The sequence below is a fragment of the Nocardia otitidiscaviarum genome, from assembly GCF_007362295.1.
Lineage (GTDB): Bacteria > Actinomycetota > Actinomycetes > Mycobacteriales > Mycobacteriaceae > Nocardia > Nocardia otitidiscaviarum.
Genome location: NZ_CP041695.1, coordinates 2,737,898 through 2,763,145 on the forward strand (window position 1 = coordinate 2,737,898; position 25,248 = coordinate 2,763,145).

The 25,248-nt window shown below is 67.8% G+C and carries 28 protein-coding genes and 5 tRNA genes; 15 read left to right on the plus strand and 18 right to left on the minus strand.

Annotated features, from left to right (window positions below; all coding sequences use genetic code 11):
• Positions 1 to 156: 156 nt before the first annotated feature.
• Positions 157 to 807, minus strand: coding sequence for a cyclodeaminase/cyclohydrolase family protein (locus FOH10_RS11970; RefSeq protein WP_143980763.1), 651 nt, complete (start codon positions 805 to 807; stop codon positions 157 to 159).
• A 189-nt stretch (positions 808 to 996) separates the two neighbouring features.
• Here FOH10_RS11970 and FOH10_RS11975 point away from each other — a divergent pair, with 189 nt between their 5' ends.
• The 8 genes from FOH10_RS11975 (at position 997) to FOH10_RS12010 (ending at position 3,483) form a co-directional block, all read left to right on the plus strand.
• On the plus strand, positions 997 to 1,425 hold the full coding sequence (locus FOH10_RS11975) for a hypothetical protein (RefSeq protein ID WP_143980764.1): 429 nt from the start codon (positions 997 to 999) through the stop codon (positions 1,423 to 1,425).
• 87 nt (positions 1,426 to 1,512) lie between these two features.
• Positions 1,513 to 1,584 (plus strand) — tRNA-Trp (locus FOH10_RS11980).
• A gap of 33 nt (positions 1,585 to 1,617) precedes the next feature.
• Positions 1,618 to 1,692 (plus strand) — tRNA-Met (locus tag FOH10_RS11985).
• A gap of 126 nt (positions 1,693 to 1,818) precedes the next feature.
• Positions 1,819 to 1,894: transfer RNA gene (locus tag FOH10_RS11990), tRNA-Glu, on the plus strand.
• A 5-nt stretch (positions 1,895 to 1,899) separates the two neighbouring features.
• A tRNA-Glu gene (locus FOH10_RS11995) sits at positions 1,900 to 1,972 on the plus strand.
• Between the two features lie 4 nt (positions 1,973 to 1,976).
• Positions 1,977 to 2,049 (plus strand) — tRNA-Ile (locus FOH10_RS12000).
• Between the two features lie 62 nt (positions 2,050 to 2,111).
• Positions 2,112 to 2,831 (plus strand): hypothetical protein, encoded by a 720-nt coding sequence (locus tag FOH10_RS12005; protein ID WP_186000802.1) that lies wholly within the window; start codon positions 2,112 to 2,114, stop codon positions 2,829 to 2,831.
• 82 nt (positions 2,832 to 2,913) lie between these two features.
• Positions 2,914 to 3,483, plus strand: a complete 570-nt coding sequence (locus tag FOH10_RS12010; protein WP_221937956.1) for a Fic family protein — start codon at positions 2,914 to 2,916, stop codon at positions 3,481 to 3,483.
• A 52-nt stretch (positions 3,484 to 3,535) separates the two neighbouring features.
• Here the strand turns inward: FOH10_RS12010 and FOH10_RS12015 are convergent, their stop codons facing one another.
• Positions 3,536 to 4,210 carry a type 1 glutamine amidotransferase domain-containing protein gene (locus tag FOH10_RS12015; protein ID WP_186000803.1) on the minus strand — a complete coding sequence of 225 codons (675 nt, stop codon included), beginning with the start codon at positions 4,208 to 4,210 and terminating at the stop codon, positions 3,536 to 3,538.
• Between the two features lie 136 nt (positions 4,211 to 4,346).
• Between FOH10_RS12015 and FOH10_RS12020 the strand changes: the two genes are divergently transcribed.
• Positions 4,347 to 5,216, plus strand: coding sequence for a LysR family transcriptional regulator (locus tag FOH10_RS12020; protein WP_244961909.1), 870 nt, complete (start codon positions 4,347 to 4,349; stop codon positions 5,214 to 5,216).
• A gap of 148 nt (positions 5,217 to 5,364) precedes the next feature.
• Here FOH10_RS12020 and galE read toward each other — a convergent pair whose 3' ends face one another.
• The 6 genes from galE to FOH10_RS12050 are packed head-to-tail and all read right to left on the minus strand — an operon-like array spanning position 5,365 to position 9,750.
• Positions 5,365 to 6,351, minus strand: a complete 987-nt coding sequence (galE, locus tag FOH10_RS12025; protein ID WP_143980768.1) for a UDP-glucose 4-epimerase GalE — start codon at positions 6,349 to 6,351, stop codon at positions 5,365 to 5,367.
• Positions 6,348 to 7,379, minus strand: coding sequence for a hypothetical protein (locus FOH10_RS12030; protein ID WP_143980769.1), 1,032 nt, complete (start codon positions 7,377 to 7,379; stop codon positions 6,348 to 6,350). Before FOH10_RS12030 ends, galE begins: the two co-directional genes overlap by 4 nt.
• The gene (locus FOH10_RS12035; RefSeq protein ID WP_143980770.1) at positions 7,363 to 8,649 is read right to left on the minus strand and encodes a phosphomethylpyrimidine synthase ThiC; all 1,287 of its coding nucleotides are present in this window, start codon (positions 8,647 to 8,649) and stop codon (positions 7,363 to 7,365) included. Before FOH10_RS12035 ends, FOH10_RS12030 begins: the two co-directional genes overlap by 17 nt.
• A 40-nt stretch (positions 8,650 to 8,689) precedes the next feature.
• Complete coding sequence (locus FOH10_RS12040) at positions 8,690 to 8,932, minus strand: Clp protease N-terminal domain-containing protein (protein WP_029923842.1); 243 nt, start codon at positions 8,930 to 8,932, stop codon at positions 8,690 to 8,692.
• On the minus strand, positions 8,929 to 9,390 hold the full coding sequence (locus FOH10_RS12045; protein WP_143980771.1) for a DUF4254 domain-containing protein: 462 nt from the start codon (positions 9,388 to 9,390) through the stop codon (positions 8,929 to 8,931). Before FOH10_RS12045 ends, FOH10_RS12040 begins: the two co-directional genes overlap by 4 nt.
• Before the next feature lie 6 nt (positions 9,391 to 9,396).
• Positions 9,397 to 9,750 (minus strand): hypothetical protein, encoded by a 354-nt coding sequence (locus FOH10_RS12050; RefSeq protein ID WP_143980772.1) that lies wholly within the window; start codon positions 9,748 to 9,750, stop codon positions 9,397 to 9,399.
• A gap of 174 nt (positions 9,751 to 9,924) precedes the next feature.
• Between FOH10_RS12050 and FOH10_RS12055 the strand changes: the two genes are divergently transcribed.
• Positions 9,925 to 10,521, plus strand: a complete 597-nt coding sequence (locus FOH10_RS12055; protein WP_143980773.1) for an NUDIX hydrolase — start codon at positions 9,925 to 9,927, stop codon at positions 10,519 to 10,521.
• On the opposite strand, the gene FOH10_RS12060 is transcribed toward FOH10_RS12055, so the two are convergent.
• A complete protein-coding gene (locus FOH10_RS12060) occupies positions 10,450 to 11,547 on the minus strand; it encodes a helix-turn-helix domain-containing protein (RefSeq protein ID WP_143980774.1) in 1,098 nt (365 codons plus the stop codon). The two genes, FOH10_RS12055 and FOH10_RS12060, sit on opposite strands and share 72 nt — an antisense overlap.
• A gap of 137 nt (positions 11,548 to 11,684) precedes the next feature.
• Here FOH10_RS12060 and FOH10_RS12065 point away from each other — a divergent pair, with 137 nt between their 5' ends.
• Positions 11,685 to 11,951, plus strand: a complete 267-nt coding sequence (locus FOH10_RS12065) for a hypothetical protein (RefSeq protein WP_143980775.1) — start codon at positions 11,685 to 11,687, stop codon at positions 11,949 to 11,951.
• Positions 11,952 to 12,074: 123 nt separating this feature from the next.
• On the opposite strand, the gene FOH10_RS12070 is transcribed toward FOH10_RS12065, so the two are convergent.
• Entirely contained in the window at positions 12,075 to 12,398 is a 324-nt protein-coding gene (locus FOH10_RS12070; RefSeq protein ID WP_143980776.1) for a hypothetical protein, read from the minus strand.
• Between the two features lie 604 nt (positions 12,399 to 13,002).
• Here FOH10_RS12070 and FOH10_RS12080 point away from each other — a divergent pair.
• On the plus strand, positions 13,003 to 14,040 hold the full coding sequence (locus FOH10_RS12080) for an LLM class F420-dependent oxidoreductase (RefSeq protein ID WP_143980777.1): 1,038 nt from the start codon (positions 13,003 to 13,005) through the stop codon (positions 14,038 to 14,040).
• 142 nt (positions 14,041 to 14,182) lie between these two features.
• On the opposite strand, the gene FOH10_RS12085 is transcribed toward FOH10_RS12080, so the two are convergent.
• The 7 genes from FOH10_RS12085 to FOH10_RS12115 form a co-directional block, all read right to left on the minus strand.
• Positions 14,183 to 14,518 (minus strand): STAS domain-containing protein, encoded by a 336-nt coding sequence (locus tag FOH10_RS12085; protein ID WP_143984035.1) that lies wholly within the window; start codon positions 14,516 to 14,518, stop codon positions 14,183 to 14,185.
• A gap of 188 nt (positions 14,519 to 14,706) precedes the next feature.
• Positions 14,707 to 16,941: a SpoIIE family protein phosphatase gene (locus FOH10_RS12090; RefSeq protein ID WP_143980778.1), complete on the minus strand. Its 2,235-nt coding sequence runs from the start codon at positions 16,939 to 16,941 to the stop codon at positions 14,707 to 14,709.
• Complete coding sequence (locus FOH10_RS12095) at positions 16,938 to 17,570, minus strand: SpoIIE family protein phosphatase (RefSeq protein ID WP_029923539.1); 633 nt, start codon at positions 17,568 to 17,570, stop codon at positions 16,938 to 16,940. The genes FOH10_RS12090 and FOH10_RS12095 overlap by 4 nt, the downstream gene beginning before the upstream one ends.
• Positions 17,563 to 17,976, minus strand: a complete 414-nt coding sequence (locus FOH10_RS12100) for an anti-sigma regulatory factor (RefSeq protein WP_029923540.1) — start codon at positions 17,974 to 17,976, stop codon at positions 17,563 to 17,565. Before FOH10_RS12100 ends, FOH10_RS12095 begins: the two co-directional genes overlap by 8 nt.
• Positions 17,966 to 18,355: an STAS domain-containing protein gene (locus FOH10_RS12105; RefSeq protein WP_029923541.1), complete on the minus strand. Its 390-nt coding sequence runs from the start codon at positions 18,353 to 18,355 to the stop codon at positions 17,966 to 17,968. Before FOH10_RS12105 ends, FOH10_RS12100 begins: the two co-directional genes overlap by 11 nt.
• Positions 18,356 to 18,368: 13 nt before the next feature.
• Entirely contained in the window at positions 18,369 to 19,265 is an 897-nt protein-coding gene (locus FOH10_RS12110; RefSeq protein WP_029923542.1) for an STAS domain-containing protein, read from the minus strand.
• A gap of 162 nt (positions 19,266 to 19,427) precedes the next feature.
• Positions 19,428 to 19,949, minus strand: a complete 522-nt coding sequence (locus FOH10_RS12115; RefSeq protein WP_039814561.1) for a MarR family winged helix-turn-helix transcriptional regulator — start codon at positions 19,947 to 19,949, stop codon at positions 19,428 to 19,430.
• Between the two features lie 190 nt (positions 19,950 to 20,139).
• Here FOH10_RS12115 and FOH10_RS12120 point away from each other — a divergent pair, with 190 nt between their 5' ends.
• Positions 20,140 to 21,816, plus strand: coding sequence for a fumarate hydratase (locus FOH10_RS12120; protein ID WP_186000805.1), 1,677 nt, complete (start codon positions 20,140 to 20,142; stop codon positions 21,814 to 21,816).
• Positions 21,817 to 21,872: 56 nt separating this feature from the next.
• Here FOH10_RS12120 and FOH10_RS12125 read toward each other — a convergent pair whose 3' ends face one another.
• On the minus strand, positions 21,873 to 23,351 hold the full coding sequence (locus FOH10_RS12125; protein ID WP_143980780.1) for an FAD-binding oxidoreductase: 1,479 nt from the start codon (positions 23,349 to 23,351) through the stop codon (positions 21,873 to 21,875).
• Positions 23,352 to 24,318: 967 nt separating this feature from the next.
• Between FOH10_RS12125 and FOH10_RS35570 the strand changes: the two genes are divergently transcribed.
• On the plus strand, positions 24,319 to 24,741 hold the full coding sequence (locus FOH10_RS35570) for a M15 family metallopeptidase (protein WP_228814096.1): 423 nt from the start codon (positions 24,319 to 24,321) through the stop codon (positions 24,739 to 24,741).
• A 186-nt stretch (positions 24,742 to 24,927) separates the two neighbouring features.
• A complete protein-coding gene (locus FOH10_RS12135) occupies positions 24,928 to 25,182 on the plus strand; it encodes a hypothetical protein (protein WP_039814558.1) in 255 nt (84 codons plus the stop codon).
• Positions 25,183 to 25,248: the final 66 nt, after the last annotated feature.

Consider the following 25,248-nt stretch of genomic DNA (forward strand, 5'->3'; position numbering starts at 1 on the left):
AAGACCAGCGAGAAAAGTTCTCTGTTCGTGACCTACCCGGCGGCGTGGTGCTCTAACACGATCGCCCGGCGGTGCTAATGCACCGTCGGGCGATGAGATGGACTGCTCACCGGTCGCGGACCGGATCGGTCCCGGTGGGCGAACGAGTGTTCGACCTTATTTGTTGATGGCCGCGACCACGTCGTCGTGCACGGCGTCGGCGCGGGCGGTGAGCTCGTCGATCTGCGTGAGCACCGGCTCGAACTCGCTGCCCGCCCCCGCTCCCAGCGAGGCGACATTGATGGCGATATTCAGCTGCGAGGTGGCCGCCGCCGCCCGCGCGCAGTCGGCGGCCGCACCGATATCGGTGACCACATTGGGATTGCCGATGGGCAGCAGCTCGGCGGCGAGGGAGATGATCTCGTCCGCGACGGCCACCACATCGGCGGGCACCCGCGCCGCACCCAGCAGCGCCGCGGTGATCGCCTCGGTGCGCGCGGCCTGCTCCTCCTCGCTGTCCTTGGGCAGCTTGTAGGCATTGCCGACAGCCGTGAACGCCTCGGCATCGGCATCGGCCAACTCCAGCGCCCGCGCCCGCGCGGAATCGGCGGCGGTGATGATCCGGTCCACGACGGGCCGATGCTCGGCATCCTTGGCCCGCGTCGTGTACCGCGCCACCATGGCCACCAGTGCGGCGCCCTGGGCGGCATGCAACGCCGCGACCGCACCTCCACCGGGCGCGGGCACCTTGGCGGCCAGCTGATCCAGGTACCCCTGCAGTGTCGAGTCACCGAACGAGGCGATGTCCTGCGCGGTGTCCTGAGTCATGAGCGATGCCCTCCCGGGGAGTCGTACCGTGAGCGAACTTTCGCGCCCTACGCTACCGGGCCTCGACCTCGAAGCATTCCGCGCACCCCGGTCGCGCCGGTGCTATTGCCGTCGGTGCGTGGACGACGGTGGTCGGGATCTTGCGGGCGGCGTTGGGCACCTCTCGATGACGGTGTTTATCGTTGTCGGGTGAGCGACAGTACGTCCGCGAGTGTGACGACGGGATGGGCCGACCCGCCCGTGGTGCGGGTCCTGAATCAGCCAGCGGGCAATCCGACCACGGTCGAAATGCACTGGTGTACCGCCCCGGACGGTGCGCAGTGGGCGAGTGTCACGTTCGAAACCGTTCTCGCCTACCGGTGGAGCGACTTCGATCTCGGCGACCCGCGTACCGATCGGGATCAGTTCGAGTTCGGCCTTATCCGGATCACGGAATCAGAGCTGGTGGACCAGCTGCTCAACGGCGCCGACCGACTCGATCCCGCGGAATGGTACGGCAGCTCCATGGCGAGGGGCGATATCCGCCACTATCGCATCGCGTTCGACGACCACGGGGTGTACGACATCGTATGCGGCGGCCTGCACATCGCCCACGCACCTGAACCGCCACCGCGGTGACATCTCACCGCTCGGAAAATCAGTTGCTGCGCTACCGCGTTCCTGCGAATGTGGTTACACCGCAGGCTCATCCGAGCAGCGGTACAGATGGGCGTAGCTCAGTGGCAGAGCGGCGGTCTCCAAAACCGCGTGTCGGGAGTTCGATTCTCTCCGCCCGTGCGAGCGCGGTCCGGCGCATGTCGGCCGCGTTGTTGCGGTGTAGTGCAGTTCGGTCGCACGCCAGCCTCATAAGCTGGAATGACGCCGGTTCGAATCCGGCCACCGCATCGGGTATTCGGCCGCACCGGCGCGTCGGGCAGGCCGGATCCACCGGTTGAGCACATGGCGTGCACGGAGGCTGTAACCCTCCCGCCCGCGGGCGCAGGTGGTTCGATTCCATCCAACCGGACGCATGGCGTAGTTGCTCTGTCGGTATGGGCAGCCTGACTTTCAATCAGGACCCTCGTCGGTTCGACTCCGATCTACGTCATGGATGGCCTCGTGCTGTGCTGGTTCGGCACCCTGACTCTCACTCAGGGCGACGTGGGTTCGATTCCCGTCGAGGTCACGATGCCTTCGTAGCTCAGTGGTGAGAGCACCGCCCTGATAAGGCGGGGGTCGGAAGTTCGATTCTTCCCGAGGGCACCGTGATCGGAGCCGAAGGGGTCGAGGCACCGGGCTGTGATCCCGGAGGAAGCGGGAGCGGCATGGATTACTCCCTGACGCCGGATGCGCTGACATGGGACGATGTCGACCCGATTCGCCATCGGTTCGACGTGGACACGGTTTCCGAGGCCGCGAGACAGCTGTCGCCGGCGTCAGCCGTGCCGACACCGGCCGCGGGGTGGCCCGGTGATCGGCGTATTACGGACTGGGCGCACGAGGTCGGAGAACCCTGGGTGGATTCCATGACGCGGGCGCTGGTCGAACGGTTCGGGCGTTGGGCCTGCGGCTGGCGGTGGGCAATGGACGAAGGCGACTTCGGTGGCGGACCGGTGGGTAGCTGGTGCTGCACCGTGCACTCCATTACCGAGCCGGACGAGACGCTGGATCGGGTGGTCGAGGCGCTGGTGGAGTGGCGGCGCTGGTTGGAGGATCTTGCGGAGAGGTTCGAGCGCTACCCGCTGACGGATCTGTCGAGCGCCGACGAGATGCTGGTGTGGGAGCGCGGTGCGGTGCATCTGATCCATCATGTGGTGGATCGCACGGGCGCGGGCGACGCCTGGTATCGACACTGTGCACAGGTGCTGACGTGGTTCCTGGCCCGATGGGGAGTGGCCGAGGACCGTGCGCGGGGCCTGGTGGACCAGGCGATCGGCGGCCGATTCGACAGCTGGATCGGTCCGGTTGAATCGGTGGTCGGGGATGTCGCCGAGCAACTCGCGCGATCGCTCGGTCAGACGAATATCGGCCTTGACCGTGGTTGACCATCTGCTGGCTTGGTGTGGGCTCCGTGATCAAGTGCCGTGGGGCAGTGTCCGCCATGGCCTCGGTTGGCCGGTGGGTCCTGTGCGCGCCAAGCGGGATGGCTTCACGGACCGCATCAGAAGAGTTGAGCACGTGCGTGATCCCGCGCGAGCCCAGCGGCTGCTACAGGCATATGAACAAATGCGCTGCGACGCTGCCGCGGACAAGGTCCTGGATTTCGACCTGCTCGCCGGGTGGCAGCGAACCGTCCTGGGTATCGCTGCCGCACCGTTCCGCGACGGTCCCGCGTTCGCCAAGGGCGGCAGGGAACTTTACGGTCTTCATGCGAACACGCCCGCCCGATTCGCGGAATGCCTGGCCGACAGCCGAAATCACGAGGTCCCTGTCGCGGCGCGCGCTGCCCGCGTCTATCTGGATGTCTGCTTCTTCCATCCCTTCGCCGACGGCAACGCCCGATCGGCATTGCTGGCGTTGGCGTTCGTGCTGGGCAAGGACGGTGTCGTGCTCGACGAGGTCGGTCCGATCGCGCAGGTACAGCGGCCAGCGGACGATGCGGAAGGTGCGCTGGGATTCGCTGATCTGGTGGTCGCGATGATCGAAGGGACACAGCGGCGCCTGGACCGCCGCGCTCATGCCGTCCCGACGGACTGATATGTCGATGTGATGGGATCGGTGCGCCCGACTCCCCGGCCCGATCCGGAGATCACCGTGTGAGGGCGTCCACCATCGCTTCGGCGACACCACGCGCGGAGGCCGGGTTCTGGCCGGTCACCAGGCGCTCGTCGGTGACGACCTGGGCGGTGAAATTGTCGGCGGAAATGTGGGTGGCGCCCTGGGCGGTGAGGCGATCGGCCAGCAGGAACGGCACCACCCCGCTCAACCCGACCGCGGCCTCCTCGTCGTTGGTGAACGCGGCGACCCGCTTGCCCGCTACCAGATACGATCCGTCCGACAGCGTGGCACCGACCAGCGCGGCCGGTCCGTGGCAGACCGCGCCGACGACACCGCCGCGTTCGTAGATTTCCCGCGCCAGCCGGGCCAGCGCCGGGTTGTCCGGGAAATCCCACATGGTCCCGTGGCCACCGGCGAAGAACACCGCCTCGAATACGCTGCTGTCCAGCGCATCCGGGGTGGGAGTGTGCGCCAGCTGGGCGGCGATGGCCGGGTCGGTGAGGAACCGATGTTGCGACGGGTCGGCGGGGTCCGCGCCGTCGCGCGGCGGGTTGCCCCCGGCGACGCTGACCAGATCCACCGCGTAGCCGGCGGCGGTGAACACCTCCCACGGGATCGCGGCCTCACCCAGATGGAATCCGGTCGAACGGCCCGTCTCACCCAGGACCGCATGGCTGGTCAGGGCGATGAGGATGCGCTTGGACATGAGGTCGATCTCCTTCGTTCGGACAACCGCCGCAATCCCTTTCGCTGCGACGTGTCCGATACTGCCCGGCCCCGCCTATCGGAAACCAATAGTGGATCTTGCTCTGCGTATCAGAATTCTGATAGGTAAGGCAGTCGTGAGCGGTGTCTCTCTGGATCTGTTGCGAAGCTTCCTGACCGTCTACCGGGCAGGTTCGGTATCCGCCGCCGCCGACCTGCTCGGCCTGGCCCAGCCCACCGTCACCGCGCACGTCAAAATCCTCGAAGCCGACCTGGAGCGACCCCTGTTCCAGCGCGTCGCCCGCGGCATGACACCCACGCCCGCCGCCGACCACCTCGCGGCACGCATCGCCCCGGCCTTGGACGACCTCGCGCAAGCGGTCCACCACGAGCTGCGCGGCCCCGCTGAAACCTTCAGCCGCACAGTCCATCTCGGTGGCCCCGCCGAACTGGTCTGCACCCGCGTACTGCCCTCGCTGGCAGGACCGGTCACCGAGGGCTTGCGCCTGCGCATCACCCTCGGTCTCCCCGACCGGCTACTGGCCGACCTGTCCGCGGGCGGACTGGACGTGGTCGTCTCCACCGTGCGCCCCCGCCACCGCGGCCTATCCGTCGACGCCCTCACCGACGAGGAATTCGACCTCGTCGCCGCCCCCAACTGGACCTTCGACGACATCGACCACGCACCCCTGATCGCCTACGCCGAAAACCTCCCCATCCTGCGCCGCTACTGGCGCACCGTCTTCGATACCCGCCTCACCCGCACCCCCTCCGTCGTCGTCCCCGACCTGCGCGGCGTACTCGCCGCCGCCACCGCCGGCGCGGGCATAACAGTGCTACCCACCTACCTGTGCGCCAATGAACTGGCGGACGGACGCCTCCACCAACTCCACAATCCCGCTATCCCCCCCATCAACACCCTGTTCGTCGCCACCCGCAACGGTCCGACCCACCCCGCCGTCACGGCCGTCCGCGGCCACCTCGTCCGTTCCGCCGTTGGCTGGTGAAGTAGCGCGCGACAGCGGAACTCGGATACCGAACTCCATGTACCGCAACGAGATCTGCCCCCAAGCTCCCTGGGGGCGGGTCAACCTGACACCTGATCTTGCAGCAGTCCCGTTGCCGCTAGTCGCAGCGGGAAGTTGGCACAGAACGTCAGTGCGCGATGCCCTTGCTGAAATGCTGGTGGAATGCCCACGCGTCAGCCACCATGTCTCGGATATCGGGCTTGTCAGGCTGCCAGCCGAGCATGGTCTGCGCGCGAGATGACGACGCGAAGAGGGTTGCGGGGTCTCCGGGCCTGCGGGGGGCGATTTCCAGGTCGAGGGGGAGTCCGGTGACCTCGCGGATAGCGTCGATGACCTGGAGGTTGGAGAATCCGACACCGTTGCCCAAGTTGAAGATTTGATGCTCACTGGCCGTGACGGCGTCGAGTGCGAGCAGGTGGGCGCGCGCGAGGTCGGTGATGTGGATGTAGTCGCGGACGCAGGTGCCGTCGGCGGTCGGGTAGTCGTCGCCGAACAGTTGGAATTTGCGTCCCTCGGCTGCCGCGGTCAGGGCGAGCGGGATGATGTGGGTTTCGGGGGAGTGGCGTTCGCCGATCCAGGTTCCGTCCGAGCACTGGTGGGCGCCTGCGACGTTGAAGTAGCGCAGGCTGATCGCACCGAGGTTGGAGGCGCGGGTGAAGGAGGTGATGGCGCGGTCGATGGCGAGTTTGGTGTCGCCGTAGGTGTTCACCGGGTTTGTCGGTGCTGTCTCGGTGAGCGGCAGTTCGGTGGGTTCGCCGTAGACGGCGGCGGTGGAGGAGAAGACGAGTTTGTCGACGCCCGCTGCGCTCATGGCGTCGAGCAGTGCGAGGGAGGCGCGGGTGTTGTTGTCCCAGTGCCATTCCGGGTGCGCCATGGATTCGCCGGCGGCGATGAGCCCAGCGAAATGGAGGACGGCGTCGAAACCGGCTCCGGGGGTGAGGATCTGTGCGACGTCGTGGACGCGCAGCTGCTCGAATTCGGCGCCGGCCGGGATCTGGGTGGCGTCGTTGCGGGACAGGTCGTCGATAACGGTGACCTGATGCCCGGCATCGAGCAGTAGGCGGGTGACGGTCGCGCCGACGTAGCCTGCGCCCCCGGTGGCCAGCAGTTTCATGTGCGCACTTTCATCTCGAGTAGATGGTCGTGGATTTCACGCTGGTGGGCCGCGAAGTAGTCTTCCGGCCCCTCGTGCGGGATGGTCCCGGTCCAGCCGGTGACAGAGTCCCACACTTGGCGCATGACATTAGCCAACTGGTGAGGGTCCGGTGAGGCCAGCCAGGTGTAGGCGAGGTGTCGGGCGAGGCGGTGGACCCGTTGGTGGTGGCCAGCGATGATGTGGCCGTGGAGGCTGCGTGAGTATCGGGTGCCGGTGATGGCGTCGGTGTGGACGCAGCCGTAGGCGGTGTCGAATCGGTCGAAGGCGTCGGCGAGGTAGGTCCAGAACCGGCCGGGGTTCATTTGGGGCTGGGTCGGGTTGGCGCGCCAGGCGAGTTCGCTGCGCATCCGTTCGGCTACGTTCGTCGGCATCTTGTGCAGGTCGTGGTGGCAGTAGGCGCCGTCGAGCATGGCTGTCGAGCGCAGGATTTTGACGCACAGTCGGCTGACGGTGTGGTGGAAGGCGGTATCAGGGCCGGTGAGCCAGCGCTGTGTGCATCGTGACCAGAACCATGCCTGCGTGTAGTAGAGCAGGTTTTCGTAGGCGTCGCGGGGCATGTCGAGTTGGACGCTGTCGTGTGGGGGAAGCCCGCGGTCGGTGACGGACAGGCCGATGTTCTTCACATCGAATCCGAGCAGTGTGCCCAGCGCGCGGTAGTCGGCGAGTGGCATGGTCATCATGTCGACGTGCGGGAATGTCTTCTCGGCGACGGTGACGAGGTCGGCGACAGGCATCGATGGTTCGTCGCCGTAGTGCACGTACATGCAGTCGATATCGCTGCCGAGGATCAGCTCACCGCCGTGGGGGATGAAGGTCGGTTCTCCGCGCGCCAGTGATCCGCCGATGATCAGCCAGTCGTCGGCGGGGACCATCGCCCCGAGGTTGAGCAGTTCGTTGGCGACTTGGCGTCCGGTCCGGGCGACGGCGGCGGTTTGTGGGTGGCATCGGGTGATGCGGCGGGCCAGGGCGTCAGTGTTCACGGGCATCGGCGGTCTCCGTGTTGATCGGGGCTTTCTTGGGTGTGATCACGTGGGGGCAGAATTGGCCGCAGATGGTGCAGGGGGCTCCTTCTTTGAGGCCGTGTTGGATGAACACCTGGTTGGCGAGGTCGGGGTACAGGGCTTCGTCGGCTTGGACGGTCCAGGCGTTGGCGCGGCGGGCGACGCTCATGCGGTGCTGTCGGGCGGTCTCGGAGTCGTTTCCGCGGGCGACCTCGAGGGCGGTGATCGCGACGCGGGCCATGCGCAGGGCCGTGGCGGTATCGGCTGCGGTGGGCATGGCGTAGTGCTCGTTGTGGGTGATGGAGGCGAACATGTCGCCGCCGTGTTGTCCGGCGGTGAGGATGCCGAGTGTGTTGACGGTGTCGTCGAGGGTGACGGCGTTGTCGATCACCATCGGCCCGGCCAGCCACAGAGGCGCACCGCCCAGCGCTGCCTTGTAGGCGGGGATGAGTTCCGGGATGCGGTGCAGGGGCATGTGTCCGCCGGTCTCGCACAGCACCTGCACGCCGCCGCGCAGGAGTTCTTTGCGCAATTCGGCTTGCAGCTGGATTTCGGCCCATTTCAGATCGTCGCCGGCGTCGTGGGCGCAGCCGGGTCGGAAGATGTCTCCGAGGTCGAGGGTTACGCCGGTGCGGCGGCAGATATCGATGATGCCGTCGAGGAATTCGATCAACGGGTTTTCGCAGTGGTGTAGCCGCATGTAGCGGGCGATGAGGCCGCCGCCTCGTGACGTGGTCGGCATGACACGGTCGGAGCGCGCCATGCGGTCGGCGAGGGCAGGTGTCATGCCGATGTGGATGAGGACGAAGTCGAGTAGGCCGCCAGCGAGACCGTTCTCGAATCGGTCGAGAAATTCGTTGCGCGACAGCCTTTTACGGGGGTTCGTGAACAGGTCGTAGGTGAGGCACGCGGCCAGGGGGACGTTGACGATGTCTTTGAGTTCGCGGCGCAATGCGATCCCGGCCGGATTGGTGGTGAGGTCCATGATCGCGTCGGGACGGGCGGCGAGGATGACGTTCGTTGTCTGTGTGATCGCGTCCCGGTCGGTGTCGCGGGGTCCCAGCCCGATCAATGCGGTGACCTTCGCGCGGGTGCCCGACCCGATCAGGATGGGTGTGAAGGCGCTGCTGTGGCGGCTGGTTGAGCATCGGGGGAAGACGAGCGTTCCAGTGCGTATGCGTTGTTCGGCGTCGTGGGGGTCGATGTTCTCGGTGGAGCACGCTGTGAGGAACTGTTCGTCGGTGGTAAGAGACATTTCTTTGCCTTTCTGGAGGGGGCGGGGCTTGGCGTAGTGGTCAGGGCGTCATATCGGAGACGGCGGTGGTGAGGTGTTCGAGGATGGCGACGGGGTCGAATCCCATGGCGCGCAGTGGTTCTGCCGGGAAGACGCCGGGGTTGTTGTGCCAGACGAGGAACAGGTGTTCGGGGCCGACCTGGTGGGTGCCCGCGGCGGCGGCGAGTTCGACGGCTGCCTGGAAGAGGGCTTGCAGTGCCGGGGTGGGTGTCGAGATCTCGGAGGTGTTGTCCTCGTTGGTCATTCGGTGAGGCTCCTTTCGGTGGTGTCGCATTCGGTGTGGGGGAGTCGGCGCCAGCCGCGGGTGAGGTCGTCGGTGAGGTCGCTGTAGGCGTTTTCGAGTTCGGCGAGGCGCGTCCAGGCGGCGTGCACGGTGTCGCTGCCGGGGTCCTCGGTCATCAGCAAATGGAAGGCATCGGCGGCGGCCTCGGACAGACGGTCGATGAATGTGCCCAACAACTCGCCCGCACCGCTGGGCGGCAGTGGCGGCAGGTGGGTGGCTGCCCACTGGTCCACTGATGCCCTGAGTTCCGCGCGCTGGTGGTCGAATTCGCGGGCTCCATCTGATTCACGCCGTCGTCGCGCATGGAGCTTCCTCAGTTCGAGGGCGTGCCAGCACAACGGTTCGTCGTCGACCGGCGTCCCATAGAGGGCCAGCAGAAGTTCATGCTGGGACGGCAGAGAAGGCGGTTCGCATCGCATGTCCGGTCACCTCTCGGTGTCACCGGAGGGGCGTGTCGCCGCGTCCAAGGCGGTCGCGATCAGCGCCGACAGCGCGGGAAGGTCATGTTCCGGCAGACGTGCCCAGTAGATGCGCGAACGCAAGCTGGTTGGCAGGACAATCGGCGTGCCACGGTCGGCGATGAACCCGCCGACGCGAATCAGCCGGTATACGACTTCGTAGCTAGGGTCTTTGTCAATCCAGGTGAAGAACCGCCAACGCGGAGGCAGCACCCCGTTTCGGGGCCGTACCAGCACCGGCCCGGTGGCTGTTGTCTCGAACACTCTCCGTGCTAGCCGATCCGGCAGTACCAGGACAGACGTCCAGTCGTCGGTGATCACTTCGACGAGCCCATCTCGCACCGTGGCGGGCAGACCGCAGCGCCTATAGGCGGTGCACCAATCCGGGCTCGATCCAGGGTCGTCGAGTGTGCATGACATGCAGTCAGCGTCGACGGCCGCAGCACCGGGCGGAACGTAGCAACCCGTAGCAAGATCGCCTGTACCGTGAGAAGCATGCTCGAACCGCCGCGCACGCACGTTCACGACGAGCGGACGGTCTACGACGGCAGCCCGTGGCTGCACGTCAAACGCCACAACATCACGACCCCCGACGGCATGACGCGGTCGCACCACTCAGTGCAACTCAACACCGTCGCTACCGTGATGCTGCTCGACGACCATGAGCGTGTACTGATGGTGCGGCGTCACCGCTGGATCATTGATCAGGTCGGTTGGGAGTCTCCCGGCGGCATCGTCGACCCGGGAGAAGACCCCGAGGCATGCGCACGACGAGAACTGCTCGAGGAGACCGGTTTCGAAGCGGAGACGTTCATTCTCGTGGCTGAGCTGGAGCCGATGCCGGGGCTCGTTCAGAGCAAGCACTACGTCTTCATCGCCGACCACCCACGCCAAGTGAACACGCCGACCGACGCGGAGGAAGCCGGACGGCTCGTGTGGGTGCCCGTCTACGAGGCCGTGGACCTTCTAGCACGAGGCGAGTTGATGGGTGCCGGTACGGCTGTGGGGATGCTCGCTGCCCTACAGTTGGCGCGCGGTCGCGAGTTCGACTCGCCGGGACAAGAGTGTGTGACGCCTTTTGAGGCGGGCTGACTTCACGACGCTGATCCGGGCATCGGCCTGCTCGAGCAGCGCTGTTGCTTCGTCGAGTTCTCGCCTGGTCGCGGCGGCTTCGGCGAGGTCGAGCAGTTGCGCTGATCCTGCGCGGACGAAGTCGCCGGGCAATGCCTGCATGGCCTGCTCTGTGATCCGTGCTGCGGCGGGATCTTCGAGGCGAACGAGGATATGCCCTTTCCATCGTTCGAAGTGAACCTGATCGAGGGCAAGATACGGCAGGGAGGCGTCATCGCCGCATTGGACGTGGGCGAGGGCGGTCTCGGCTGCGTGCAATGCGGAGTGGGCGATAGCGGCTCCATCGGGCAGGTAAGTAGCCACCTGGGCACGTGTGGCTGCGAGCCAGGACCTCAGCAGTGGCGGCAGCGCCGGAAGCTTCTCCGCGCGGATCACCTCGGTGAATGCTGTATCGGCCCTGCCGATTTCGGCGAGGATAGCGGCTTGTTCGCCCATAGCGTGGGCGAGGAGTGTCGAATCGCCGCACCGTGACGCTGATGTTCGTGCGAGTGCGTAGTGCTTCGCGGCGTTGTGCGTGTCGCCGCAATCGAAGTCCTGCCATCCCGCGAGGGCGGCGGTGTCAGCTTGTGCTCGCGCGACATCGGCCCGGTCCGCGCCGACGCTGCGACGCCACAGATCTTCAAGGGCGGCGACGTGACTGGAGGTTTGGGCACGAACCGCCGGGGCGCCCAGCTTGCGGTCCAGCAGGCGCAGGCTGTCGGTGTGGTGGGCTAGGAGCGCGAACAGCGAGCCGTCGGCCGGCTGGTCGAATTCGGCGACCGGTTGCGAATCCTCGGTGGTCAGCTCCAGGACTTCGCACAGCAATTCGCGGTAGGGGGTGTCGGGCGTCGTGTGGTTGTTCTCCCACCGGCTCAACGCGACCCGTAAGCTATCGGGACCCATGAGCGTGATGTGTTTCCGCACAGCGAGGGTGCGCATCGCCCCCATGAGTGCGGTTTGAGACCATCCACGAGCTTTCCGTGCGGAACGGATCTGATCGCCGTCCATTGCGTTTCGCTTCCTTCGATGGAAGTCGTGTAGATACCTGCCTGTATGGGAACGGCAGCCTACCCGTTTGACGTCGTCCACGTGCTGCAACTTCATTCCTGACTATGCGCCGCTGCATGTTTGGAACACTGACCTACATGCGGCACACGACGCACGCCCGACGTGGCGAGCTGATGACGGGCCAAGACATCGAACCCGCCCGTCTCTCGGAATCCGAGTTCGCCCCCGCCCGGACTCTTCCGATCTCGGAGGCCGCGTGCCGTCGAGTGGGTATCGACGGCAGTGACGCGACGTTGCTACGGCATCACACGAACGCTGTCTATGTGCTGGCCCGCGAGCAGGTCGTAGTCAAGATCGGTCGGCCGGAACATCGCCACATCGACGTCGTCGGTTTGGTGCGGTGATCACCACCAATGCGCGAAAGTCCGCCGTGGGGTCGCGCACGGCCGTGGAGGTGCGTCAGCGTATCGAAGCGCTGCGTGCCGGCCAACAGATCCGCTGGAGCATTCTCTAGCCTGTTTGGCTGGTCAGTAGCGATCGTCGATCTCGGCGAGAAACTGGTCGCTGTCCTTCCTCATCGTCGCTGTCGTCGTCGTTGAGCGCCCGCCAGAGCAGTTCGACGATGTCGACACCGGGGACGGGTGCGAAGGTGCCCTCGCTTCGCGCGCTGATTCCGGCGATGTCGGGTGGGCGAGCATGTCGAGTACCGCGGCGACCTCGTCGAGGGTCGGGGGCGGGTCGATCAGGGGGCGGGTCGCGCGGGTGATCTCGCGGGCGGTGAAGGGGCCGTGGCTGTCGTCGATGATGTCGATGACGAGTCCGAGGATGGCGTCGGCGCGGTGGACGGTCATGGGGTGTCCTCGCGGGGGCTGAGCGCGGATTCGGGGAACCATTGACGCAGGGTGAGTTTGTGTCGCGGCCGTTGCCGGTGGTGATGGTGGCTTGGACGAAGCCGAGCCAGCCGCCGGTGGTGGTGCGCGCCCAGGCGTAGAGCAGTCCGGGGCGTAGGCCGGAGAGGTCGAGTCCTTCGGCGCGGACGTGGAGGGGCAGGCTGTTGGCGGCGAAGCGGGTGCCGCCGGAGGGGAGGGCTTTGCTGATGTCGACGGTGACGGGGCGGGGTGGGTCGACATGGCGGCGTACGGAGGGTGTGTCTGTAGAGCCGTTGTCGAATATAGTTTCGAATGATAGCCCGTGCGTGCCGTGGCGGCTGTGTTGGCTGAGAAGTTGCCAGCGTGGGGGTGGGAGGGCTGCGATCAGGTTCCCGCGAGGTCATGTGATCGTGTTTGGTGGAGTCGGGAGTCGGGACAATCCGGGACTCGAAGTGTCAAAATCCGTGCCACTTTTTTGCGGGAATACCCGGGTCGCTCCGGGATAGTGAGGGACGTACTCGGTGAGCACGCCCCTCACCAGGGGCGCGGTGGAGGCTCCCGCTGGGCAGCGCTTAAGCTTCGGGTCATGCGTATCGGACTGTCGATCAATTACACCGACGGCTTCAGAGAGGTGGCGGCCGAGGTCGCCGATCTGGAGCGGGCCGGGCTCGATATCGTCTTCGTGCCGGAGGCGTACTCGTTCGACGCCGTGAGCGCGCTGGGGTATCTGGCCGCCAAGACCGAGCGGGTACAGCTGGCTTCGGGCATTCTGCAGCTGTACACGCGCACACCTACGCTCACCGCCATGACGGCGGCGGGGCTCGACTACGTCTCCGACGGCCGCTACGTGCTCGGTCTCGGGGCGTCGGGCCCGCAGGTGATCGAGGGGTTCCACGGGGTGCCCTACGACGCGCCGATCGGGCGGACTCGCGAGGTGCTGGAGATCTGCCGGAAGGTGTGGCGGCGGGAGCGGCTGGAACACCGGGGCAAGTACTACACCATTCCGCTGCCCGAGGGGGAGGGGACCGGGCTGGGGAAGCCGCTGAAGCTGATCAACCATCCGGTGCGCGAACGGATTCCGGTGCTGTTGGCGGCGCTGGGGCCGAAGAACGTGGAGTTGGCCGCCGAAATGGCGGAGGGGTGGCAGCCGATCTTCTTCCTGCCCGAGAAGGCCGACGCGGTGTGGGGCGATGCGGTGAAAGCCGGTCTGGCCAAACGGGATCCGGAGTTGGGCACGCTCGATGTGTACGCGGGTCCGGCGCTGGCCATCGGTGACGATGTGGAACCGCTGCGGGAATGGGTGAAGCCGCATCTGGCGCTCTACATCGGTGGTATGGGCGCGAAGGGGAAGAACTTCTACCACGCGCTGGCGACCAAGTACGGGTACGGCGCGGAAGCCGACCGGATCCAGGAGCTCTACCTCGCGGGGAAGAAGGAAGAAGCCGTCAAGGTGGTGCCCGACGATCTGGTGCGCGATGTGAGCCTGATCGGGTCGGCCGGATTCGTGAAGGAACGGATCGCGGCCTTCCGCGAGGCGGGGGTGACCGTGCTCAATGTGGTGCCGCTGGCGGGCACGCCCGCCGAGCGCGTGAAGCTCATCGAGCAGCTGCGCGATCTGGTCTGAGCGAGGTTCGGATACAGCACCGCGCGCCCGCCGGTCGGCGGGCGCGCGGTCGTTTCACGGGATGCCCGGTGCACTAGTCGTGGGGACGGCACAGGGACGATGTGCGGGAACGCGGCCCCATCGGACCGCGGCCCTGCCACGGTCAGTTGGGGCGGAGGGAGGACAAGGCTTCGTCGAGAGTGGGGAACAACGCGAAGACCTGGTCCAGATTGGTCATCTTGAGCTGGCGGCCGGTGGCGGGGCCGTCGGCGACGACGGCGATCCGAGTGTCACCCGCACGCTGATGGGCGGCGACCAGCGCCGCCATTCCCGCCGAGGCGAGGAAGCTGACGTCGGACAGATCGATCACGAGCGCCGCGGGTTTGCCGCCCAGCGTCGCGTCGATGGCGTTCTCGAGCGCGGGGGCGGTAGCCAGATCGACCTCGCCGGCCACGGTGAGCACGGTCGCTTCGTCGCGCACCGAGACCGTGGTGGTCATCGTGTCGGCGAGGGGATACGCGTCTCCGGAAGTGTTGGTCACATCAGAACAATCTGCCATGAACGGTCCTTTCCCGCTGCATCGTCGGCCACATCGGTATCGGATCGGTAGCCGGGCCGTTGGTGAAATACCCAGCTATCGCGGCATTTCGGCGGATACACCACAGTGCGGTGGCGCAATGGTGCCGCTCATAGGCGACTCGCCGCCGCGGAGAACGACACCGCGGGCAGCCGCACCACCATCCGCACCCGGGTTCCCGGCCCGCCGTGGTCGATATCGAGTTTGTCGGTGAGCGCCTGCATCATGGCGATACCACGCCCGCGGTGCCCGGGATCGGCGGGCAGCGGCCGCCACACGCCGGTATCGCAGACATCGATGGTGACGGTGTCCATCCCGGATTCGGCGAGCAGTTCCACCCGCGCCGGGCGCCCACCCAGGTAGGCGTGTTCGATGCTGTTGCTGCATGCCTCGTTGGCGGCGGCGATGATGTCGGTGGCGATCTCCTGTGGGACCGCCGCCGAATCCAGCCACGCCTCGAGCCTACGCCGCATCCCGGCGAGCTCGTTGGCGGCGGCCGGGAAGTCCAGGTGCAGCGGCGCCGGTGGCTGCCGGTACACCACCATGGCGACGTCGTCGTCATAACCACCGACCGGGCGCAATCGTGACAGCACCGAATCGGCCACCTCGCGCGGCATCTGCCCGGCAACCCCGGACAGCTCATCGGCCAGTTCCACGAAGCGTTCGTCGATATCCACGCCGCGCTGTTCGACGAGACCGTCGGTGAACAACACCAGCGTCGATCCCGGAGCCATCGGCGTGGTGGCCTCGGGGCGGCGGGGCGGATCGAAGGTGGCCAACGGAACCGACCGGCCGCCTTCCAACAGACGGCCCTTGCTGCCCGGTTCGGCCAGCACCGGCGGCATATGCCCCGCGCTGGAGTAGCGCACCAGACCGCGCACCGGATCCAGGATGGCCGCGCACACCGTGGTGCACATGGCGCCCGGAATCCGCGCGGCCACGGTGTCGAGTTCGGCCAGCAACTGGGCCGGACCGGCCCCGCGCAGCAGCAATGCCCGTGCGGCGGTGCGCAATTGCCCCATCACCACGGCCGCGGAGAGCCCGCGCCCGACACAGTCGCCGACCACCACGCCCATGGTGCCGTCCTCGAGCCGGACGACGTCGTACCAGTCGCCGCCGATCTCCAAGGGCGGCAACGCCGGTTCGTAGTGCACGGAGAAGCGCGGCGGCAGTTCGATGGGACCGAGCATGGCCCGTTGCAGCGTCAGCGAGGTGGAACGCGCCTGATCGAAGTTGCGCGCCCGCTGCACCGCCAGGCTCAGATGCCCGACCAGCAGCGAGAACAGCGCCCAGTCACCCGGACTGATGGCGCGCGGCGCGGCGAAGCGCAGCCACAGCGCCGAATCCCCGGTCTCGCCCAGCGGTGCGACGATCCCCTCGGAGCTGGACGCGCCCTCCGGAATCGCGAACATACTGCGCCCCGGCCGCAGCCGGGCCCGGTCCAGCAGCGCCCGCGCCCGCGCGTCCAGCACCTGCCGGGATTCGCCCGTGCGCGGATTGTCCTCGGAGACATACAGTTCCGGCCCGGTGTGGCGGTTCGGCCACACCGACACCACCGCCGACTCCGCGCCGACGGTATGGCGCAGTTCCTCCAGCCCGACCGCCAGCACCTCCACCACACTGGTGGCCGCGCCTACCGCGGTGGCCAGCCGCGACACCGCCTGATCGCGGGCCTGCGCATCGTGCTCGGCGGTGACATCGCGGATGGTGCCGACGAAGATCCGTTCCCCGTCTTCGGGTTTCACCAGCGACGAGGTGCTCACCGCCAGCCACAGCCGCCGCCCGTCGCGATGCCGCACCGGCATGACGAAACGGGCAGCGTCGGTGCCCAGATCCGGGTAGCGCGGCCCGTCCGGCACCGACCACGGATGCGGCAGCGGATACGGCACCCCGTCCGGACCGTAACCGGTGAGCGCGCCGAAGGCCGAATTCACCTCCACCAGCGTGCCGTTCGAGTCCACCACGAAGAAGCCGTCCTGGAGCGACTCCACCAGAGCGGTCCGGAACGCGTCACGTCCGGCGAGATCCTCGGCGCGGGAACGCTCCGCCTCGTAGCGCCGCGCCCCGTCCAGGAAGCCGCGGGTGGCCACATCCAGCGCCGCCATGGTCTGCAGCAGGAATTCCAGTGCGGCGTCGGCGCGTTCGTCGTGCGCGGCGGGCAGCAGCCCCTCGTCCTCCAGGATGCGGAAGTGGTGCTCGGTGAGGTCGAGGATGCTGACACCCTCGACCAAAGCGCGGCGGCCCAGCTCGTAGCCCTCGGCGAGGGTGGTCTGGTTGGGCGCGCGCAGGTGCTGGCGCAGTGCGCCGGTGTACGCCGCGCGGAAGGCGGCCAGCACCGCACTCACGGCGTCGGCCCCGTATGCCCGCGGTGACGCGCGGCGAGCACGAGCGCGTCGTCGGTGTCCTTGGCGTGCTTGGCCAGAATCTCGGCGGTGATGTCGGCGGTCGGCTTGGCCAGGTCGATGCCGTCGGCGTAGTCGGGCACGATGCCGTCGGTGGACATCAGCAGCAGATCACCGGGCCGCACCGCCACTGTCTGCGCTTGCAGATTGGGCGGCAGCAGATAGCCGACGATCCCGCCGACCAGCAGCGCCGCCGCCCGTATCGCCGGTTTGCCGGGAGCCGCGGCGATGATCCGGGATTCGACATTGCCGACCCCGAGCCACTGCACCTTCTCCCCGGCGTCGAGCAGCGCCAGCGATACCGCCGCACCGCGGGTGTCGGCCATGGCGCGATGACACAGCAGCATCAGCACGTCCAGGGGTTCGGCGCGATTCTCCGACAGCACCTGGGCCGCCCGGTCCGCCGCGTCGGCCGCGGCCGCACCGTGCCCGAGCCCGTCCATCACCGCGAACAGCACCGAATCGCCGCCCGCGTCGAGTATCACCGACCGATCGCCGGAGACTCGCTGCCCGGGTAGCGCCCGTCCGGCGACCGCCCATTCCACCGCACCGATGAATCCGTCGTCATGCACCGGTGGGCACCCACTTCCACATCTCCACGAGCGTGCCGTGCCCGGGCGTGGACTCGACGATCAGCTTGTCCATGAGTCGTCGCGCGCCCGGCAGCCCCAGCCCGAGGCCGCGCCCCGTGGAGTAGCCGTCCTCCAGTGCCCGCGGGATATCGAGAATGCCCGGGCCTTGATCCTGTGCCTGCACCACCAGTGCCCGGCGGCCTTCCTTGTCGGTCACCGACAGCCGGATCTCCCCGCTGCCTGCGTAACTCGTGATGTTGCGGGCTACCTCCGAGATGGCGGTGGAGATCATGGTGATGTCGGTGAGTGAGAACCCGTGCTCCAGCGCGAGTTCCCGCCCGGCCTGTCGTGCGGTGACGATGTCGTTCGACTCTTTCACCGCGATCACCACGTAGTCAGCGGCCACGATCACGACCGTCTCGCTGGCGGCGGGTATCGAGTTTGATGTTCAACCAGGCCAAACCCTCCTCCAGATCGAGGGCGGTGTGCATGTCCTCGAAGGTGAGTCCGAGCTGAACCATGGCGAACGCGACTTCGGGCTGCAGACCCACGATGACCGTCTCCGCACCCCGCAGCTTGGTCATGTGGGCGATGGTACGCAGCGATCTGGCCGCGAAGGAGTCCATCACGTCGATTGCCGTGACATCGACGATGATTCCCTGCGCCCGGTACTTGCTGACGTACTTCATCAGGTCGTCCTGCAGGCGCTCGGTATCGGCGTCGGTGAGGGCGGACTGCACCGACGCGATGAGGTAGGTCCCCTGTTTCAGAATGGGTACCGGCATGAGCGGGCCCGGTCTACCTTCCGTCGCGTTCGGCGGTCACGCGCGACACCTCGTAGCCGAGCAGCCGCTCCGCCTCCTCGATACCACCCTGCAGGTCGCCGACGGCATTCATCTTGGACAGATCCAGGCCGATGGTGACGAGGGTCAGGGCGATCTCCGAGGACAGGCCGGTGATGATGACGTTCGCGCCCATCAGGCCCGAGGCGTCGACGGTCTGCACCAGATGGTTGGCCACGGTGGAGTCGATCGCGGGCACACCGGTGATGTCGATGACGACCACCTTGGCGCGATTGGCTCGTATGGCCCGCAGCAGCTGTTCGGTCAGCTGCCGGGCGCGTTGCGAGTCCAGCACGCCGATGATCGGGAGGATGAGCAGCTGCTCACGCACCTGGAGAACGGGCGTCGACAGCTCGCGGATGGCCTCCTGCTGCTGGCGGATGACGCGCTCGCGCTCCTGCACGAAGGACACGCCCACGGTGTTGGCGATGCGGTTGGCCGCGGGTTCGTAGGCGTCGAGCACCTGGTTCAGCAGCTCGAAGTTCGACTGGTACTTCTCGAACAGCGAGCGGGCCAGCACGTCTCGCAGCAGCAGCACGATGCCGAGGACCTCGTCGGTCTCGACGCCTCTGGGAATGATGCGCTCGGACAGGTCGCGCGCGTACGCCTGCAGCGCCTCGACGCTACCGGTCTCGAGAACCTCGACGTAGTTGTCGAAGATCGAGGTCGCCTCGGAGAAGATCTCCTCCGGGGTCATGGCGGTCAGCAGCTGGGCGTCCGTAATACGGCGGGCCCACTCCTCGCGCAGCTCGGTGCGATTCTGCCGCAGGTGTTCGACCAGCTGTGGAAGCAGGTTGTCGACGGACCCCGCGGGCAGTGAATCCGCCGGAAGGCCGATGGACACGTCGGACATGGAAACTCCTGCCCCTTTCACTAAGGCCAGGTTCGGGTGCTCGGTGTGCGCTCGGTTGCCGACAGTCTGCGTGGAACACATGACAGAGCAGCCGTTGCCGAGCCTAGTCTTACCCAATACCCGATGGGCGCGAAACCAAACACGGGCGGGGCGGAGAAATCGTCACGCGGAATGACGGTTCCGGGGTTGTTGCTGGGCCGACGGTCTTCGATGGTGGTCCAGCAGTGTGTCGTAGATATCGGCCAGGGCCGCCAACTGGTCGCGGTCCAGCACGTCGATCATGTGCCGGCGGACGCTGTCGACGTGGGCGGGAGCGGCGGATTCCAGCACCTGCGCGCCCTTGTCGGTGAGGACGGCGGCGGTGCGGCGGGCATCGTCGGGAATGGACTCCCGGGCCACCAGGCCGCGCTTCTCCATCCGGGTGATCTGGTGGGACAGGCGGCTCTGCGACCACTCCAGGACCGCGGCCAGTTCGGCGAAGCTGCGGCGGTGGTCGGGCGCGTCGGCGAGCCGGGCCAGCACGGTGTACTCGACATAGGTGAGATCGGACTCACGTAGGGAGTCCCGGCCGACCGCGGCGGCGATCAGGTCGCGGGTGAAGACGAAGCCGAGCCAGGCACGCCGCTCGAGATCGTCGAGCCACCGGGGCTCGGTGACGGTGCCGCTCTCGGACTCTGTTGCCACGCTGTTTCCCTCCCCACCGCAGACGACCGCATCATGGACAGGTAACACCGTGCGGGTTGAAGGTGCAACCTTTGCATGGTTCGCAGAAATAAGGTTTGCCTTAGACACGGGGTCGGCGGCGTGCTGGCTAGGCTCTCCGGTGCTTCAACACGCCCCGGCCGCCCCCGGCCCTGCTCGAGGAGTGCGATTCGTGACCGCGCCTGACTTCCTGTACTCGGATCTGCTGCCGACGGGTGCCGACGACACCCCGTATCGGCTGCTCACCACCGAGGGCGTCAGCACCTTCTCCACCGGCGGCCGCACCTTCCTCCAGGTCGAGCCGGAGGTGTTGCGCATGCTCACCCAGGAGGCCATGCACGACATCAGCCACTACCTGCGGCCCGATCACCTGAAGCAGCTGCGCAAGATCATCGACGATCCGGAGTCCAGCGGCAACGACCGCTTCGTGGCGTTGGATCTGCTCAAGAACGTCAACATCTCCGCGGGCGGCATCCTGCCCATGTGCCAGGACACCGGCACCGCCATCGTCATGGGCAAGAAGTCCGAGGGCGTGCTCACCGGCGTCGACGACGCCGAGTGGATCTCGCGCGGCGTGTACGACGCCTACACCAAGCTGAACCTGCGCTACTCCCAGCTCGCGCCGCTCACCATGTGGGACGAGAAGAACACCGGCAGCAATCTGCCCGCACAGGTCGAGTTGTACTCGGCGGCGGGCGATCCCACGCATCCGGCCTACAAGTTCCTGTTCATGGCCAAGGGCGGCGGATCGGCCAACAAGTCCTTCCTGTACCAGGAGACCAAGGCCATCCTGAATCCGGATCGCATGCTGGAATTCCTGGACGAGAAGATCCGCTCGCTCGGCACCGCCGCCTGCCCGCCGTACCACCTGGCGGTCGTGATCGGCGGCACCTCGGCCGAATTCGCTTTGAAGACGGCCAAATACGCCTCCGCGCACTACCTGGACAATATGCCGACCGAGGGGTCCATGGCCGCGCACGGCTTCCGCGACCTCGAACTCGAGGAGCAGGTGTTCAAGCTCACCCAGTCCTTCGGGATCGGCGCGCAGTTCGGCGGCAAGTACTTCTGCCACGACGTGCGGGTCATCCGGCTGCCGCGGCACGGGGCGTCCTGCCCGGTGGCCATCGCGGTGTCCTGCTCGGCGGACCGGCAGGCCAAGGCCAAGATCACCCCGGAGGGCGTGTTCCTGGAGCAGCTGGAACGCGAACCGGCGCAGTATCTGCCGGAGCAGACCGACGAGATCCTGGGCGGCGACGTCGTCAAGATCGACCTGAACCGGCCCATGTCCGAGATCCGCGCCGAACTGTCGAAATACCCGGTGAAGACCCGGCTTTCGCTCACCGGGCCGCTGGTGGTGGCGCGCGACATCGCGCACGCCAAGATCAAGGAGCGGCTCGACGCGGGCGAGGAGATGCCGCAGTACCTGCGCGATATGGCCGTCTACTACGCCGGACCGGCCAAAACCCCCGACGGGTACGCCTCCGGCTCCTTCGGCCCCACCACCGCCGGGCGCATGGACTCCTACGTCGACCAGTTCCAGGCCGCGGGCGGCTCGTTCGTCATGCTGGCCAAGGGCAATCGCTCCGCGCAGGTCACCCGCGCGTGCAAGGAGCACGGCGGGTTCTACCTCGGCTCCATCGGCGGACCGGCCGCGCGACTGGCCCTGGACTGCATCAAATCCGTCGAGGTGCTCGAATACCCGGAACTCGGCATGGAAGCCGTGTGGAAGATCGAGGTCGAGGACTTCCCGGCCTTCATCGTCGTCGACGACAAGGGCAACGACTTCTTCGCCGAAACCCAGAAGCCGATCGCGCTGCGGGTGCGGACACGGTCCAAGGAACGCGTCTGACGCGGTGAGCTCGCCGCGCCGCTCGTAGCGGGCGCTACAGAGCTGGCGCGGGCCGGTCAGACTCCCGCGCCGGTGCGTAGGCGGCGATCCGGGTCGACCAGGCGGCGAATCGTGCGGAGGCGACCGATGTTGTCGCCGAAATATCGTGCGGCGGGGGTATCCGGTTCCGGATAGTTGACGTAGGCCCCCGCCGTCGCAGTGCCCAGGGCGGTGTGTGCCTCGGTGACCCAGCGGTCGGCGGCGGCCGGGTCGGCGGGGGAGTCGACCAGCCACTGCACGGTGGCGGCGTGGCGACGCCAGGGGAAGGCCGACGCCCTCGGGTCGGTGTCGCGGACCGCGCCGTCGAGGGGGTCGATCAATGCGTAACCCGGTGCTCGCGAACGGGATCCGGCGAAGACGTGGGCGACGATGTGCTCGGCGGCCGCCGTGAGATCGGTGACGACATCGGAACCGGCGGCCTTGGTGGAGCGGGGCGTGTCGGTGGTGCCACCGGCGAGGGTGCGCACCGCGTCGAGATGGTCCAGGGTGTAGCTCTCCTTCGCGCTGGGCGAAACGCCCACGGCGGCGGCGAATTCGGCGGTGGCGGCGTCGCCGAGCCCGGCCGGGCAGACGAGCAGCGCCCGGCACACCGCGTCCCCGGCCTCGACCGAGACGGTGAGGCCCGCCCAGACCGATCGCTCGGCCGTCGGCATCCAGCGCGCCCACCCGAGCAGGGCTCGCACCGTCGCATCGCGCGGAAAGGTCAGCCGCACGACGTCTTTCGCGGTCGCGGCATGGGTGCGCAGGGTCAGCGACGTGACCACACCCACCGTGCCGCCCGCGCCCCGCAGCGCCCAGAACAGATCCGGGAACCGGGAATCCGACACCGTGCGTGCCTCACCGTTGGGCAGCACCAGATCGACGGCGACGAGCCGATCACACGTCAACCCGTACGCCCGGGAATCGACGCCGAGACCACCGCCCAGTGTGAGCCCGGTGAGACCGACGGTCGGGCAGGTGCCGACCGGCAGCGCCCGCCCGAAGCGCGCCAGCTCGCGCAGCAGCGGAAACAGCGTCACCCCGGCCCCCACGGTCACGGTATCGCCCGCGACTACCACCCGGTCGAGTCGCCGCACGTCGACCACCACGGCATCGGTGGTAGCGGACGCGCCCACATACGAATGCCCACCCGCCCGCGCCGCAACCGCGAGCCCCCGCTCGGCCGCGAAACCCACTGCCGCCCGGACATCGTCGGCATCCACGGCGGCCACGACCCCGGCCGGAACGCGGCCGTCGAACCGGGGATCGAACAACCGTGCGGCGGTAGCGTATTCGCCGTCCCCGGGCACCAGCACCCGCCCCCGCACCCGATCCCGCAACTCCGCCCACATCCCCGGATCGGCCCGCGCGCTCACACCCCCGCCACTGCCCAACACCGCCGCCGCGCCGACCCCCAGCCGCAGCGCCCCGCGCCGCGACAGCGCTGGGCCCCCGCCACCCGAACCCGGAGCAGGCGAATCGGACCCGCTGTGCGGTGACCTCGAATCGGCGTCCATATCGTCGGAGTACCCCTCACAGTCGGCGCGCGACGGGGATTCGTCACCCGAAGTCCGGCGGATGGCCGCCCGCGGCGGTGCGACCGTGGCCCCGGGCAGCCAGGTCGGGCTTCGCCGTCGCCAACGGCACCTAACACGGCTTGGCCACCTCTACACCCGCGACTTGGGCCGCACCCGTGGCGGGGCGACCGTGGCCCGGGCGGCAAGGCCGAGCCTCGCCGTCGCCAACGCACCGAATACGGCTTGGTCGCCTGGACCTCCCTCCGCATCCAACCGCACTCGCCCGCCGCCCGGCCCACCGTTCCGGGTACGGCACGCTCGGCGTGGCGGGAGCGCCGGGGGTGCGCCCGCGCCCGGTCAGTCGAACTGCGCTTACGGGCCCGACGCCGTGCACGTCGCGCGTAGCCGGAGGGGCCGACGCTGCCGACGGCGCACCGGCGTGCTGCGGTGCGAAACGCCGTGGGGGTGTGTGGCCGATAGGATGCGCGGACGGTCGCTGTGCGGAAGATCTGGTTCGCGAGTTTTCGGCGTTCTCCTGCGGGGCCGGGTGTCGGGTGGCATCGGGTCGGGTTCGGGGACCGATCCGAGTCGGGTGTGCGAACGAATACGTGGAGGTGAGCGGATGCGGATGAACAAGGGCGAGGGTGGTTCTCGCGGTGCCGAGGGTGGGCGCGGGGTGCGGCGTGGAGCCGTGCTCGCGCTGCTGGCCGGTACCGCGTTCGGCGGCGTGAGCACATCGGTGGCGCACGCGCACCCCGAACCCGCTGTTCCCGCCGCCACCGAGGAAACCGGTACCGCCCCGGCGGGGGTGGCGGACGCCACGGTGTCCCCGCGCGACGGGGTGGTCGCCACGGTGTGGCCGTCGGGCGCGGGCGGGGAGCCCGCGGCGGCGCGGTCCTTCACGCCGTCGGATGCCGCCGCCCTGCTCGTCTTCGGCGGCACCCGCGTGGCGGACTTCGCGACCCACCTGGTCTCCGCCGGTGCCGGTCAGCCGCCCGCGCAGTTCGTCGCCACCACCGCGGGCCTGGACCCGCTGCTGGCCATCGCCTACGATCTGGCCGCCGCCGAGGCGCACGCCCAGGGCGTTCCGCTGTCCATCACCTCCGGCTACCGCAGCCCCGGTGAACAGCAGGCCATGTGGGAGGACGGCATCGCCACCTACGGCAGCCCGGAGGAGGCTCGCCGCTGGGTGCTGCCGCCCGAGGAATCCACCCATGTCACCGGCCAGGCCGTGGACGTCGGCCCGCGGGAGGGCGCGGCGTGGCTGGAGGCCAACGGCAACCGCTGGGGTCTGTGCCGCACCTTCGACAACGAATGGTGGCATTTCGAACTCGCCACCCTGCCCGGCCAGCCCTGCCCCGCCCGACTACCCGACGCCTCCGCGCGCTGAACACCGCACCGGGCGACAAACTTGCGGACAAGGCGATGTCCGCACATTCGCCCGGTGTGTGCGCAGGTGGTTCGGCATAGTGTGACGCTGGCGCACGTGCCAGCACTCCGTCGTCACGACGGTCGACATCGATCAGGCATCGTTGCGCCCCGCACACCCGCGGGGACGATTCGGGAGGTTTTTCGGGTGGTCAGGCACGGCAACCGCAGCACCAACCGCACGGCACGCTCCGCCCTCGCACACCCGAGACCCCCGATCCGTCGCGCCGCCCGCAGCGAACCCCTCTACCCGCCGGGCTGGCTCCTGCTCGAACTCCCTACCGCCATCCTGCTCGCCGTCTTCATCGGCACCGGCTGGCTCGGCTACGCCCACCCCACCGGCCCCACCCACCCCCAGCCCGCCGTGGTGGTCCCCCTCGACACCCCCACCCGCGCCGAGTAGGTCGAGCGATCACGGGGAACTGGTGGCGGTAACGCCCGAGAGGGCTCCGCCACCAGTTCCCCCTCG